The 12,576-nt window shown below is 70.1% G+C and carries 15 protein-coding genes; 4 read left to right on the top strand and 11 right to left on the bottom strand.

The genetic code is table 11. From position 1 onward, the window contains the following. Positions 1-16: 16 nt before the first annotated feature. Both MMB17_RS13585 and MMB17_RS13580 read right to left on the bottom strand, forming a co-directional pair. Positions 17-502, bottom strand: coding sequence for a DUF192 domain-containing protein (locus tag MMB17_RS13585; protein ID WP_241099112.1), 486 nt, complete (start codon positions 500-502; stop codon positions 17-19). 15 nt (positions 503-517) lie between these two features. Further along, a complete protein-coding gene (locus tag MMB17_RS13580; protein ID WP_238312041.1) occupies positions 518-1,129 on the bottom strand; it encodes a cold-shock protein in 612 nt (203 codons plus the stop codon). Between the two features lie 209 nt (positions 1,130-1,338). Between MMB17_RS13580 and MMB17_RS13575 the strand changes: the two genes are divergently transcribed. Next, the gene (locus MMB17_RS13575) at positions 1,339-2,316 is read left to right on the top strand and encodes a heparan-alpha-glucosaminide N-acetyltransferase (RefSeq protein WP_241099111.1); all 978 of its coding nucleotides are present in this window, start codon (positions 1,339-1,341) and stop codon (positions 2,314-2,316) included. Positions 2,317-2,405: 89 nt separating this feature from the next. Here the strand turns inward: MMB17_RS13575 and efp are convergent, their stop codons facing one another. Next, positions 2,406-2,972 carry an elongation factor P gene (gene efp / locus MMB17_RS13570; RefSeq protein WP_241099110.1) on the bottom strand — a complete coding sequence of 189 codons (567 nt, stop codon included), beginning with the start codon at positions 2,970-2,972 and terminating at the stop codon, positions 2,406-2,408. 126 nt (positions 2,973-3,098) lie between these two features. Here efp and epmA point away from each other — a divergent pair, with 126 nt between their 5' ends. From epmA to MMB17_RS13555, 3 genes are all read left to right on the top strand, one after another. Continuing rightward, positions 3,099-4,157 carry an EF-P lysine aminoacylase EpmA gene (gene epmA, locus MMB17_RS13565; protein ID WP_241099109.1) on the top strand — a complete coding sequence of 353 codons (1,059 nt, stop codon included), beginning with the start codon at positions 3,099-3,101 and terminating at the stop codon, positions 4,155-4,157. Continuing rightward, positions 4,154-5,209, top strand: a complete 1,056-nt coding sequence (locus tag MMB17_RS13560) for a lysine-2,3-aminomutase-like protein (protein WP_238312048.1) — start codon at positions 4,154-4,156, stop codon at positions 5,207-5,209. The genes epmA and MMB17_RS13560 overlap by 4 nt, the downstream gene beginning before the upstream one ends. Positions 5,210-5,345: 136 nt before the next feature. Next, positions 5,346-6,143: a YdcF family protein gene (locus MMB17_RS13555; protein ID WP_238312050.1), complete on the top strand. Its 798-nt coding sequence runs from the start codon at positions 5,346-5,348 to the stop codon at positions 6,141-6,143. Here the strand turns inward: MMB17_RS13555 and MMB17_RS13550 are convergent, their stop codons facing one another. The 8 genes from MMB17_RS13550 to MMB17_RS13515 form a co-directional block, all read right to left on the bottom strand. Next, the gene (locus MMB17_RS13550) at positions 6,144-6,413 is read right to left on the bottom strand and encodes a DUF3253 domain-containing protein (RefSeq protein ID WP_238312051.1); all 270 of its coding nucleotides are present in this window, start codon (positions 6,411-6,413) and stop codon (positions 6,144-6,146) included. Next, positions 6,400-7,116 (bottom strand): DUF599 domain-containing protein, encoded by a 717-nt coding sequence (locus MMB17_RS13545; protein ID WP_238312053.1) that lies wholly within the window; start codon positions 7,114-7,116, stop codon positions 6,400-6,402. The genes MMB17_RS13550 and MMB17_RS13545 overlap by 14 nt, the downstream gene beginning before the upstream one ends. A 62-nt stretch (positions 7,117-7,178) precedes the next feature. Continuing rightward, positions 7,179-7,454, bottom strand: coding sequence for an acylphosphatase (locus MMB17_RS13540; RefSeq protein ID WP_241099108.1), 276 nt, complete (start codon positions 7,452-7,454; stop codon positions 7,179-7,181). Positions 7,455-7,517: 63 nt separating this feature from the next. Continuing rightward, positions 7,518-8,366: a formate/nitrite transporter family protein gene (locus MMB17_RS13535; protein WP_241099107.1), complete on the bottom strand. Its 849-nt coding sequence runs from the start codon at positions 8,364-8,366 to the stop codon at positions 7,518-7,520. Between the two features lie 74 nt (positions 8,367-8,440). Beyond that, positions 8,441-8,872 (bottom strand): gamma-glutamylcyclotransferase family protein, encoded by a 432-nt coding sequence (locus tag MMB17_RS13530; protein WP_241099106.1) that lies wholly within the window; start codon positions 8,870-8,872, stop codon positions 8,441-8,443. A gap of 120 nt (positions 8,873-8,992) precedes the next feature. Further along, the gene (locus MMB17_RS13525; protein WP_241099105.1) at positions 8,993-10,996 is read right to left on the bottom strand and encodes an acetyl-CoA carboxylase biotin carboxylase subunit; all 2,004 of its coding nucleotides are present in this window, start codon (positions 10,994-10,996) and stop codon (positions 8,993-8,995) included. 137 nt (positions 10,997-11,133) lie between these two features. Then, entirely contained in the window at positions 11,134-11,577 is a 444-nt protein-coding gene (locus MMB17_RS13520) for a hypothetical protein (RefSeq protein WP_238312060.1), read from the bottom strand. Positions 11,578-11,782: 205 nt separating this feature from the next. After that, positions 11,783-12,412 carry a L,D-transpeptidase gene (locus tag MMB17_RS13515; RefSeq protein WP_241099104.1) on the bottom strand — a complete coding sequence of 210 codons (630 nt, stop codon included), beginning with the start codon at positions 12,410-12,412 and terminating at the stop codon, positions 11,783-11,785. Positions 12,413-12,576: the final 164 nt, after the last annotated feature.

Here is a 12,576-nt window from a genome sequence, read left to right as displayed (position 1 = left end):
TGTCGCGGGTTGGCGCCTATCGGGCGCCGAACATCCCGTGCTGCACCCGGTCGCCCGCGCGGATCCCGAGCTTGGCGGCGACCCCGGCATTCAGCTCCAGCACGCCGAGCACCGGCTCGCCCGAGGGGATGATCCTGGTCGACAGCGGCTCGGTGTCCGCGGCGACCCGCGCCACCGTCCCGTCCGCGCGGATGAACACCATGTCGAGGGGCAGATAGGTGTTCTTCATCCACATGGTCACGGGCTGCGGCCGCTCGAAGTCGAACAGCATGCCGTGATCGGCCGCCATCGAACGGCGGAACATCAGGCCGCGGGAGCGGTCGGCATCGTTGCGCATCACCTCGACGGCGAAGCGGTGCGGGCCGTTCTTGGAGACGATGGTGAGCGGCTCCGTCGCGGCCTGCCCGGCCTCCTGGGCCACGGCAGCGGGCCCGTGCAGCAGGGGCGCGGCCGCGAGTCCGGCGAGAAGGGCGAGGCAGGCCGTCCGGGCGAAGCGTCTCATGGGTGCCTTGAAGCGTCAGTGGGAAGCCGGAAGCGCCCCTTCGACGAGGCGGACTTCCGCCGCCATAGCACCCTTCGAGCCGTCGCCGTAGCGCACGAGCACCTGCTCGCCGGGCTTCAGTTCGGCGATGCCGAAGCGGCGCAAGGTCTCCATATGCACGAAGATGTCCGGCGTGCCCTCGCCGCGACTGAGGAAGCCGAAGCCGCGCAGGCGGTTGAACCACTTCACCACCGCCGTCTCCAGGCCGCTCGTCGGCGTGACGCTCACATGGGTGCGCGCCATCGGCAGCTCGGAGGGATGGATCGCCGTCGACTGGTCGAGAGAGAGGACCCGGAAGGCCTGCCAGCCGCGCGCGCGCCGTGCCGCCTCCACCACGATGCGCGCGCCCTCGCTCACGCCCTGGTGCCCGTCCCGCCGCAGGCAGGTGACGTGGAGCAGCACGTCCGGCGAGCCGTCATCCGGCACGATGAAGCCGAAGCCCTTCGAGACGTCGAACCACTTGATGCGCCCGGCCACCTCGATGAGGTCGAGGGGACGCTCGGCCTCGCCCTCCGTCTCGGCGCGGCGCGCGTCCAGGTCCGCGGACGAGCGGGAGCCGGCCGGCTCGGAACCTGGATCGTTCGACATCGACTCTACCCGTATCGAATCGCTACACGCACTTCGGAAGACAGATTAACAAAGTCCAGACTCTGCGGAAGCCCGTTTGGCCGGCAGCCTTGCCTGCCGATGTTGCTTTTCCCGAGTTGCCGGCTCTCCACGACACACGTTCGCGAGAGATCGGAGGTCGCCCCGCGGGTCCGTCGCAACCGTGCGGGCGAGATGCTACTGCCCGGGCGATGACCGAGCCGGCCCTCGCCTCCCCTCCCCGCCCCCGCATCGACGCCCTCGACGCCGCCCGCGGCGCGGCGCTCGCCGCCATGGCGCTCTACCACGCCACCTGGGATCTCGGCTTCCTGCAGCTGACGCCCGAGAATTACGCGCTGACCGGCCCGGGCCACGTCGCGGCGCATCTGATCGCCGGCAGCTTCCTGACCATCGTCGGGATCGGGCTCTGGCTCGCCAACGGGCGCGGCCTGCGCTGGCGCCCCTTCCTTGCCCGGCTCGCGCGCATCGGCGGGGCGGCCCTGGCGATCACGGCGGCGACCTGGTGGTGGTTTCCCGACGCCTACATCTTCTTCGGCGTCCTGCACTGCATCGCCGTGGCCAGCCTGCTGGCGCTGCCCTTCCTGCGCCTGCCGGCCCTGGTCACGGCGCTCGTGGCCGCGGCCGTCGTCGCGGCGCCGTTCTGGGGCCGGCACGCGCTGCTGGAGGAGCCGGTCCTGTCCTTCCTGGGGCTGCGGACGATCCCGCCGCGCACCAACGACTACGTGCCGCTCTTCCCCTGGTTCGGCCTCGTCCTCCTCGGTCTCGCCGCGGCGAAGGCGGGGGCGCCGCGCCTGCTGCGCGGGCCGCTCGGGCGCTGGCAGGCCCGGAGCGGGCTTGCGCGCGCGGCATCCTTCGCCGGGCGCCACAGCCTCGCGATCTATCTCGTCCACCAGCCGCTGCTGCTGGCGATCCTGTCCGGCATCGCCTTCCTGACCGGGCCGCATCCGCGGGCGGGGCTGCCCCAGTTCCAGCGGGACTACGCCGCCCAATGCGAGCGCACCGGCGGCAGCCCGGAATCCTGCCGGATCGCCGCCCGCTGCACCGGCGCGGCCCTGCGCCGGGAGGGCCTGTGGGGCCTCGGCGGCTTCACGCCCCTCGAACGCCAGAGGGCGCAGGCCCTGTCGCAGGACTGCTACGAGGCCGCCACCGGGAACGGCACGGCGCCCTGAATGGCGGAAACGAAAACGGCGCCCGATCCGCTGGGATCGGGCGCCGCTTCGGATCGCGACGGGAGGGCCTGCCGGCGAGGCCCCGGACCTCAGTCCTTGGCGCGCTCCACGTAGGAGCCGTCGGCGGTCATGATGACGACGCGGGTGCCGGTGGTGATGTGGGGCGGGACGCTCGTCTTCACGCCGTTCGAGAGGATCGCCGGCTTGTAGGAGGAGGAGGCCGTCTGGCCCTTGGTCACCGGCTCGGTCTCGACGATCTCGAGGGTGACGCGCTGGGGCAGCTCGATGGCGAGGGGGGTGGCGTTGTGGATCGAGAGCATCACCGCCATGCCCTCCTGCAGGTAGGGGGCGGAATCGCCGATCACGTCCTCGGGCACCGCGATCTGCTCGTAGTTCTCGGGGTTCATGAAGTGATACCCCTCGCCGTCCTGGTAGAGGAAGGTGTGCTCCCGGTCCTCGACGAAGGCGCGCTCGACCTGCTCGGTGGTGCGGTAACGCTCGGAGACCTTCACGCCGTCGGTGATGCGGCGCATGTCGAGCTGGGTGACGGGCGTGCCCTTGCCGGGGTGGATGTTCTCGGCGGTCAGGATGACGTAGAGCTTGCCGTCCTTCTCGACGACGTTCCCCTTGCGGAGCGTTGAGGCGATCACCTTCACGGGTTTGGACCTTGCTTTGACGAAAACGACGACGGCTCCCGAGGGTTCTGAGAACCGCGGAAGCGAAATTCCTGCGCAGCCCCTAACCTATCCGCGGCCTCGAGGCCAGACGGAGACCGTCCGCTCTTGAGCAGCGCCCCCTCCCCCTGGTGGTCGCCGGCCGTGCATGCCGACCGCCGCCCGCTCCTGATGGCGCGCAGCCGCATCGCGGCGCAGATCCGCGCCTGGTTCGCCGCGCGCGATTTCGTCGAGGTCGAGGCCGCGGCCCTGCAGGTCTCGCCGGGCAACGAGGCGCATCTCTCGGCCTTCGCCACGCAGGCGCTCCTGCCGGACGGCAGCAGCGACGCGCTCTACCTGCACACCTCCCCGGAATTCGCCTGCAAGAAGCTGCTCGCGGCCGGCGAGCCGCGCCTGTTCAACCTGTCCCACGTCTTCCGCAACCGCGAGCGCGGCGCCCTGCACCATCCCGAATTCACGATGCTCGAATGGTACCGGGCGGGGGAGAGCTACGACGCCCTGATGGCGGATTGCGCCGGCCTCCTCGCCCTCGCCGCGGAGGCCGCCCAGGCCGGCAAGCTGAGCTGGCGCGGGCGCGAGGCGGACCCCTTCGCGCCCTTCGAGCGCCTGACCCTGGCGGAGGCCTTCGCGCGCCATGCCGGCATCGACCTCCTGGCGACGATCGATGCGAGCGGGGCGACCGATCGGGACGCCCTCGCCGCGGCGGTCGCGGCGAGCGGCCTGCGGGTGGCGCAGGACGACACCTGGGCCGACCTGTTCTCCCGCGTCCTCGTCGGGCTGGTCGAGCCGCATCTCGGCCTCGGGCGCCCGACCATCCTGTGCGAGTATCCGGTGAGCGAGGCGGCGCTGGCCCGGCCGAGCCCGGCCGATCCGCGGGTGGCCGAGCGCTTCGAGCTCTATGCCTGCGGCGTCGAGCTCGCCAACGCCTTCGGCGAGTTGACCGACGCGGCCGAGCAGCGCCGCCGCTTCGAGGCGGAGATGGCGGAGAAGGCGCGGGTCTACGGCGAGCGCTACCCGATCGACGAGGATTTCCTGAATGCGCTCGCCGCGATGCCCGAGGCCTCCGGCATCGCGCTCGGCTTCGACCGGCTCGTCATGCTCGCCACCGGCGCCCCGCGCATCGACGACGTGATCTGGACCCCCGTCGCCCGGGGCGTGCCGGCATGACCAAGCCCCTGCGCAGCCCGGCCGATCTCGCCCGGGCCGGCCTCGTGCGGGCGGAGGACCTGCCCGGCCTCGAGGCGGTCGCCGCCCGCTACGCCGTCTCGGTCACCGCCGACATGGCCGCGCTGATCGAGCGGGACGACCCCGCCGATCCGATCGCCCGCCAGTTCCTCCCGCGGGCGGAGGAGATGGAGACGCTGGCGCAGGAGCGCGCCGACCCGATCGGCGACGACGCGCATGCGCCGCTGCCCGGCATCGTGCACCGCTATCCCGACCGCGTGCTCCTGAAGCCGCTGCATGTCTGCCCGGTCTATTGCCGGTTCTGCTTCCGCCGGGAGCGCGTCGGCCCCGCCGGGCTCGGCACCCTGAGCGAGGCGGAGCTCGCCGCCTGCTTCCGCTACGTCGCGGACCATCCCGAGATCTGGGAGGTGGTGGTGACGGGGGGCGATCCCTTCGCCCTGTCGCCCCGCCGCCTCGGCCAGATCGCGGAGGCCCTCGACGCGATCCCGCATGTGAAGGTGCTGCGCTTCCACACCCGGGTGCCGGTGGTCGATCCGGCCCTGGTCACGGCGGCGCTGGTGGCCGCGCTCCGGCGCTTCCGGGGCGCCGTCTTCGTGGCCCTGCACGCCAACCATCCGCGGGAATTCACGGAGGACGCCCGGGCCGCCTGCGCCCGGCTCGTCGATGCCGGCGTGCCGATGGTGAGCCAGAGCGTGCTGCTGCGCGGCGTCAACGACGACCCGGCGACGCTGGAGGCGCTGATGCGCGCCTTCGTCGAGAACCGGATCAAGCCCTACTACCTGCATCATGGCGACCTCGCCCCTGGCACCGGGCATCTGCGCACCGAGATCGCGGAGGGGCAGGCGCTGATGCGGGCCCTGCGCGGCCGGCTCTCCGGCCTCGCCCAGCCGACCTACGTGCTCGACATCCCCGGCGGCCACGGCAAGGTGCCGGTCGGCCCGGATTACCTGCGCCGCGAGGGGGGCGCCCTCCACGTCACCGACCCGTCCGGCCGGGAGCATCCGTATCCGCCGCCGGTCGCCGAGACCGGGTAGGCGCAACAATCGGTCCACCTCGGCCGTTCTGACGGCGCATCCCGGATCCGTGCCCCGAGACGGATGCGCCGCGAGGCTTTCCATGGCTGATGAGACAGGCCCGTCGCACGGGCGCTCCCCGCGATCCGGAAAACCGATGTTCTTCCCTCTCTCGAAGCTCGCCTTCTTCGCCTTCACCCCGTCGAACTTCCTGATTCTCCTCGGGCTCGTCGGCGCGTTGCTGCTCTTCACCGAGATCGGGCGCGGGCTCGGCCGCGTGCTCTGCCTGGCGAGCCCCCTCGCCCTGCTCTTCGCGGGGCTGGCGCCGCTCCCCAACTGGTCGATGCTGCTTCTGGAACAGCGCTTCCCGGCCTTCACGGATGACGGGAGGCCGGTGACCGGCATCATCGCCCTCGGCGGGAGCATCGAGACCACCACCTCGGCCGAGCGCGGCCAGCTCAGCCAGAACGATGCGGGCGAGCGGGAGATCGCCTTCGCCGACCTCGCCCGGCGCTATCCCAAGGCGCGGCTGCTCTTTTCCGGCGGCAGCGGCAGCCTGCATCCGGGCACGGTCACCGAGGCCGAGACGGTGAGCCGTCACGCCGACACGCTGGGCCTGCCCCGCGACCGCCTGATCCTGGAGCAGCGCTCCCGCAACACCCGCGAGAACGCGATCTACTCGGCCCAGATCCTCCAGCCGAAGCCGGGGGAGCGCTGGCTGCTCGTCACCTCCGCCTGGCACATGCCGCGGGCGGTGGGCTGCTTCCGCAAGGCCGGCTTCGACGTGACCGCCTATCCCGTCGATTACCGCACCGGCGGCCCGCAGGCGGCCTTCCGCTTCCAGACCTTCGCCTCGGACGGGCTCTACCAGTTCGACATCAGCGTGAAGGAATGGGTCGGCCTGATCGCCTACAAGCTCGCCGGCTATATCGACGACTGGATGCCGAAGCCCTGATCACGCGTCCCGCGGCAGGCCAAGCCGATAGATCCCGCGGAAGTCGTCGGGGTCCGGCACCGGCTTGCCCTTGCGCAGGATCGCGATGCGGCCCTCCTTGGTCAGCCGCACGGCGACCCGGCGCACCGGCTGCATCAGCGGTCCCCAGCCGTCCGGATGCGGGCCGCCGAGGGCGCGGGCGACCTCGGAGGGACAGACCGTCTTGTCCGCCCCCCGTTCGGTGACGAGGTGGAGCAGCGTCTCCTCGATCGCGCTGTCAGCGGGCTTCATGGGGCTCCTCCTCGGCGAGCAGTTCCCGCCGGATGCGCGAGGCGAACTGGCGGCGCCACATCACCAGCACCACGCAGGCGGTGGCGACCATCAGCACGGGCGCGCTCACGAACCAGCCGAGATAGGCGAGCGCGAAGAAGAACGCACGCTGTCCCTTGGCGAAATGGCTGCCGGCGGCGACGTTCATCGCCGCCGCTCGCCGCGCCGCCCGGTGCATCGCGTCCAGCGAGGCGCCCGAGCCCTTGGGCGGGATCGTGCCGATCAGGATCGCGCCGTAATTGAACAGGCGATAGGCCCAGGCGAATTTGAAGAAGGCGTAGACGAACACCACCGCGAGGCCGGCGACCTTGATCTCCCAGGTCGCCCGCGAGGCGACGGTGCCGAAGGGGAGCGCCCCGAACAGGGTCAGCACGTCGTCGCCCGAGCGCGACAGGGTGAGCACCGAGCCCAGTGCGATCAGCGAGGTCGAGGCGAAGAAGGCGGTGCCGTTCTGCAGCGAGGCGTTGATGGTGGTGTCGACCACCCGGTTGTCGCGGCTGACGATCTGCTCGGCCCAGAGGCGCCGCTGCCGGTTCATGAGCTGCGTCAGGCTCAGGCGCCCGCCCCTGCGCCGCTGCACGGCGACGGCGTAGCCGAACCACGACGCGATGAAGAACAGGAGCCCCGCGAGGTCGAGGAGCGAGAAGGCGTGCAGATCCCACATGGCCGATGGCGACGAAAAACAATGGGCCAGCGCCTAGCACAGGCCGCGCGCCCCGTGTCACGCTAATCCGTCACCGCGAAGCCCTGGGTGAGGACGGGCTCGGCCGGCTCCGTCGCCACGTCGGCGACGCGCGCGGCGGGCGGGCCCTCCCGGCATTCGGCCAGCATCGCCTGCACGGCCTCCTCGGGGCCGGAGAACACGGCCTCCACCGTCCCGTCCGCCTGGTTGCGCACCCAGCCGTCGAGGCCGTGGGCGAGCGCCCGTTCCCGGGTCCAGGCCCGGTAGAACAGCCCCTGGACCTTCCCGCTGACGACGACGTGGACGGCTGTCTTGCTCAAGCGGCCGTGCTCCCGGACCGGGGATCGGTCCGGGCGCATGGTCGATGCGGAGCGTGGGGTTCGTCAACGCACCGCCATCGCCGCGGAGGCGGGGCTCGCCTCGCCGCGGCTGGGGGCGGCGGCCTTCGGGCGGTAGGTCAGGTACCAGGCCAGCGAGATGAACAGCACGCCGCCGGCGAAGTTGCCCAGCGTGACCGGGATCTGGTTCCAGACCCACCATTGCTCGAAGGAGATCGGCGCGCCGAGCATCATCCCGGCCGGGATCATGAACATGTTGACCACGGCGTGCTCGAAGCCCTGGGCAAAGAACAGGAAGATCGGCAGCCAGGCGCCGAAGATCTTGCCGAAGGTCGAGGTCGACATCATCGACATGGTCACGCCGAGGCAGACCATCCAGTTGCACAGCATCGCCTTGACGAAGCAGGTGATCATCCCGGCCGTGCCGAGGTTCTGGTAGACGAGCGTCTTGGCCTGGCTGATCTCGACGATCTTCTTGGCGACCGGGTTCGCGTCGATGCCGGTGTGCCAGAAATTCGTCAGCGCGATCACGAGCAGCAGGGCATAGAGCAGGCTGCCGATCAGGTTGCCGAGGAAGCCCCAGGCGAAGTTGCGCATCATCGGCGCGACGGCGATTCGGCCCTCCATGTAGGAGAGCATCAGGATGCCGAAATTGCCGGTGCAGAGCTCGAGCCCGAGGCAGACGATCATCACGAAGCCGACGGGGAAGATGATGGCCCCGGCGAAGGGCACGCCGGTCTGCACGGCGCCGGTGACGGCGAGGCTGGTGGCGATGCCGAGCAGGGCCCCGGCCATCATGCCGCGCACCAGCATGTCGCGGATGGGGAGATCGGCGCGCACGACGCCCGAATCGCTCATGGCCTTGGCCATCTCGGCGGGTTTGACGAAATCCATGGAGGCGTCCTTCCGGTTGGTTCGTGACCGGAGGAGAGGCACGATCGGTGCCATGGATTGTGCGCGAGCGAATCTTATCCTTGCGCGCGCCGCATCCAGCTCTGCAATTCCTGAATGTAGGGCCCGGGGAGCTGCGCCGCCCGGGCCGCGGCGAGCACCGCGTCGAGATAGCCGGGCCGCGGAATGCCGGCGGCGGTGCTGCGGCCGAGATAGATTAGCGCGCGCTTGATCCCCGTCTCGGTGACGACGGGCTGCGAAGCCTTGAGGTAGAGCCCGCTCGCCACGCCCTCGTAACGGTCGAGCGCCGGCACGTCGGCCAGCGCCAGATCCCAGAGCACGCCCCAGACGGTGGAAGTCGGCGCCCGCACCACCGAGGCGTAGCCCTCCTTCATCACGATGAAGCGATGGCGGTTGAGGCGGCCGCGCCCGATCAGCCGCGAGGCCGGGCAGCGCAGGGCCATCGCGGCGGCATCCATGTTGGCGCCGTAGGCGAAGTAGAGGGGCATGGAGGGCGGTCTGTCGCCTGTTCTCCGGGCATCCTGAAAGGGCGCACGGCCGGGATCACGATGGGCGCGACGGCGATGGCGTTCATCCCCGTCGCGCGCCGAAAGCCGCGGGCCGTCCGATCAGGCGAATTCGAGGATCACCTCGTCCACGGCGAGGCTGTCGCCCTCCTTCGCGGCGATCTTGGCGACCGTGCCGTCGCGCTCGGCGCGCAGCACGTTCTCCATCTTCATCGCCTCGACGATGGCCAGGGGCTCGCCGTTCTTCACCTCCTGGCCCTCGCTGACCATGATCTGCTTCACGAGGCCGGGCATCGGGCAGAGGAGGTGCTTGCCGGAGCCGGCATTCTCCTTGACCGGCATGAGGGCGGCGAGCTGGGCCTCGCGCCGGGTGAAGACCCGGGCCTCGGCGGCGGCGCCCGCATGCTGCAGGAAGACGCCGTTGAGGAGCGGGCGCACCTGGATCGCGACATGCTTGTCGCCGACATGGCCGGACCAGACCGGCTCGCCGGGGCGCCAGTCGCTGCGCACGGTGGTCACGGTGCCGTCCTCGGCGGTGACGACGAGGTCGGTGCCGATCGTGTCGACGGTCACGTCGCTCGACTGGCCGGCCAGCACCACCACGCGCTCGCGCTCGAAGCGGAGCAGGCCGGGATCGCGCATCTGGCCCGAGATGCCGCGCTTGCGGATGTTGAGCTTGTGGTCGATGGCCGCCGCGACCGCGGCGAGCCGCCGGGCGACCTCGCCCGTGGGTTCCGGCGGCACGAAGCCCTCCGGGAACTCCTCCTTTATGAAGCCCGTGGAGAGCCGGCCCTCGCGCCAGCGCTCGTGGGACATCAGAGTGGCGAGGAAGGGGATGTTGTGGCGGATGCCGTCGATGGCGAAGGCGTCGAGGGCCTCGGCCTGGGCCTCGATCGCCGCGAGGCGCGTCGGCGCCCAGGTGACGAGCTTGGCGATCATCGGATCGTAGTGGATCGCGATCTCGCCGCCCTCCTCCACGCCCGTGTCGTTGCGCACGATCGCGTCGCCGGAGGGGCCCTCGGCCGGGGGCTGGTAGGTGGTCAGCCGGCCGATGGAGGGCAGGAAGTTGCGGGTCGGGTCCTCGGCATAGACGCGGCTCTCCACCGCCCAGCCGTTGAGCGTCACGTCCGCCTGCGCCAGCGGCAGCGTCTCGCCGGCGGCGACGCGGATCATCAGCTCGACGAGGTCGAGGCCGGTGATCATCTCGGTGACGGGATGCTCGACCTGGAGGCGGGTGTTCATCTCCAGGAAGTAGAAGGACTTGTCCTGGCCGGCGACGAACTCGACCGTGCCGGCGGAATCGTAGTTCACGGCCTTGGCCAGGGCGACCGCCTGCTCGCCCATCTTGCGGCGGGTCTCCGCGTCGAGGAGCGGCGACGGGGCCTCCTCGATCACCTTCTGGTTCCGGCGCTGGATCGAGCACTCGCGCTCGCCGAGATAGATCACGTTGCCGTGCTTGTCGCCGATCACCTGGATCTCGATGTGGCGCGGATCGGTGATGAACTTCTCGATGAAGACGCGGTCGTCGCCGAAGGAGGACGAGGCCTCGGACTTGGCGCGCTCGAAGCCTTCCTTCACCTCGCCGGCCGATTCGGCGATGCGCATGCCCTTGCCGCCGCCGCCGGCGGAGGCCTTGATCATCACCGGGTAGCCGATCTCGTCGGCGATCCGCACGGCGTGGTCGGCATCCTCGATCACGCCGAGGAAGCCCGGCACCGTCGAGACCTTGGCCGCGGCCGCCGCCTTCTTCGACTCGATCTTGTCGCCCATCGCGGCGATGGCGCCCGGGTTCGGGCCGATGAAGACGATGCCGTGCTCGGCCAGCGCCTTCGGGAAGGCCTCGCGCTCGGAGAGGAAGCCGTAGCCCGGATGCACGGCCTGGGCGCCGGTCTGCTTGCAGGCCTCGATGATCTTGTCGATCACCAGATAGGACTGCGCCGCGGCGGCCGGGCCGATATGCACGGCCTCGTCGGCCATGGCGACGTGGACGGCATCGCGATCGGCATCGGAATAGACCGCCACCGTCTTGATGCCCATCTTCCGCGCCGTCTTGATGATGCGGCAGGCGATCTCGCCCCGGTTGGCAATCAGGATCTTTTCGAACATCGCGCGCCGCACTCGTGAGGAAACGGTCTTGGGTAGCGCCCCTCCCCAGGGCGCCGGACCGGTTCCCGATAAAGCACTTGCAACGCGGACGGAAGCTGCGCCGCTTGCTTCCGGAAAATGAATACAATCCTCGCTGGTCAGGCCGCCAGCAGAAGGCGCGGACGCTCCGCCCGTTTGGGGTCGCGGGTCCAGCGATTGGCCTCGAGGGCGAAGGCGATCAGCGTCTCGTCGCTGGCCTGCGCCTCGCGCACCACCTCCATGGCGATTCGGGCGCCGGTGCGGGTCGGGCCGGAGCCGCCGCCGATCGAGCCGGCGAGCCAGGCGGCGGTGCCCTCGTCGATGTAGCCGGTCGGGCGCTCGCCCCACACGGCGAAATCGATCATCTCGGCCACCAGGAAGTCGGCGAAGGCGGGCGCCGTCTCGGAGACGGCGCGGTCGAGGGCGATCAGCAGGTCGGCTTCGTCGCGGGAGGCGAGGCCGTAGGGCATCACGTCCCGGCGCAGCAGCGCGAGGTCCTCCTCGGTGAGGCGGCCGGCCTCGACGATACGGTTACAGAAAAGTTGCAGAGAAGCGTTGAACATTTGCTGATGCCTCCCCGGCGTTTGTTTGTGCCGGTCTTTGTCCCTGTGTGTCTCCACTATGCGGGACGGCATCATCTTCAGAAGTTAACGGCCAAATCTGAACCCGCGTTCAGGTTAAAGCCTGCTCACGAATTGGCCTTTCGGGAATCTTTCGATAGTCGACGGCATCGTACGGATGCACCGGGCACGCCGCGATGGAACGCCCTCAGCGGACGATGACCTTGGAGCCGATCGGCACGCGGTCGTAGAGGTCCATCACGTCCTCGTTGAGCATGCGGATGCAGCCTGAGGACACGGCCTGCCCGATCTTCTCCGGCTCGTTGGTGCCGTGGATGCGGAACAGCGTGTCCTTGCGGTTCTGGGCGAGATAGAGGGCCCGGGCGCCGATGGGGTTGTAGGGGCCGCCCTGGGTGCGGGAGGGCAGGTCCGGCCGGCGGGCGAGCATCTCGGCGGGCGGGTTCCAGTCCGGCCATTCGAGCTTGCGGTCGACCTCCGCCGTGCCCGACCAGGACATGCCCGCCTTGCCGACCGCCACCGGATAGCGCACGGCCTTGCCGCCGGGCAGCACGTAGTAGAGCCGCCGCTCCTTGGTGGCGACGATCACGGTGCCGGGCGCCTCCGGGGTGGCGTAGTCGATGGTCGCGCGGGCGATCTTGGGGTCGACGACGGCGCTCGGGGCGAGCTTCATCCATTCCTTGTCGCGGGTCGCGCCTTCGAGCTTCTGCGGCTCCACCGCGGCCACCTTCACGGGGGGCGTGCCTTGGGCGGTCTGGGTGTTGCAGCCTGCGAGCGGCAGAGCGGCCGCGAGAACGACCAGGGAAAGGATGTGGCGCATGGCGGAAAGGTGCGGGGCAGTCCGATTTCGAGACCCGTCCAGCACATTTCGAGCGTGATGAACGGATTATTGCCGAGCTTAACCCTTGTGCGTTTCAGGACGTAGGCCGTGGACCGGAACCGTCGCGCAATTGCCGCCCTTGTTGCCGTGAGGATACAGAGAGT

The organism is Methylobacterium organophilum (assembly GCF_022533465.1).
In the GTDB taxonomy this organism is placed as follows: Bacteria; Pseudomonadota; Alphaproteobacteria; order Rhizobiales; family Beijerinckiaceae; genus Methylobacterium; species Methylobacterium organophilum.
The sequence above is the reverse complement of the archived record's forward strand: the minus strand, read 5'-3'. Positions and strand labels throughout refer to the sequence as shown.

Excerpts from the sequence above, each read along its gene's own strand:
- MMB17_RS13525 (WP_241099105.1), bottom strand. The coding sequence starts at position 10,996 with ATGTTCGAAAAGATCCTGATTGCCAACCGGGGCGAGATCGCCTGCCGC.
- MMB17_RS13585 (WP_241099112.1), bottom strand. The coding sequence starts at position 502 with ATGAGACGCTTCGCCCGGACGGCCTGCCTCGCCCTTCTCGCCGGACTC.
- MMB17_RS13580 (WP_238312041.1), bottom strand. The coding sequence starts at position 1,129 with ATGTCGAACGATCCAGGTTCCGAGCCGGCCGGCTCCCGCTCGTCCGCG.
- MMB17_RS13520 (WP_238312060.1), bottom strand. The coding sequence starts at position 11,577 with ATGTTCAACGCTTCTCTGCAACTTTTCTGTAACCGTATCGTCGAGGCC.
- MMB17_RS13560 (WP_238312048.1), top strand. The coding sequence starts at position 4,154 with ATGACCAAGCCCCTGCGCAGCCCGGCCGATCTCGCCCGGGCCGGCCTC.
- MMB17_RS13545 (WP_238312053.1), bottom strand. The coding sequence starts at position 7,116 with ATGTGGGATCTGCACGCCTTCTCGCTCCTCGACCTCGCGGGGCTCCTG.
- MMB17_RS13575 (WP_241099111.1), top strand. The coding sequence starts at position 1,339 with ATGACCGAGCCGGCCCTCGCCTCCCCTCCCCGCCCCCGCATCGACGCC.
- MMB17_RS13535 (WP_241099107.1), bottom strand. The coding sequence starts at position 8,366 with ATGGATTTCGTCAAACCCGCCGAGATGGCCAAGGCCATGAGCGATTCG.
- MMB17_RS13515 (WP_241099104.1), bottom strand. The coding sequence starts at position 12,412 with ATGCGCCACATCCTTTCCCTGGTCGTTCTCGCGGCCGCTCTGCCGCTC.
- MMB17_RS13530 (WP_241099106.1), bottom strand. The coding sequence starts at position 8,872 with ATGCCCCTCTACTTCGCCTACGGCGCCAACATGGATGCCGCCGCGATG.
- MMB17_RS13555 (WP_238312050.1), top strand. The coding sequence starts at position 5,346 with ATGTTCTTCCCTCTCTCGAAGCTCGCCTTCTTCGCCTTCACCCCGTCG.
- MMB17_RS13550 (WP_238312051.1), bottom strand. The coding sequence starts at position 6,413 with ATGAAGCCCGCTGACAGCGCGATCGAGGAGACGCTGCTCCACCTCGTC.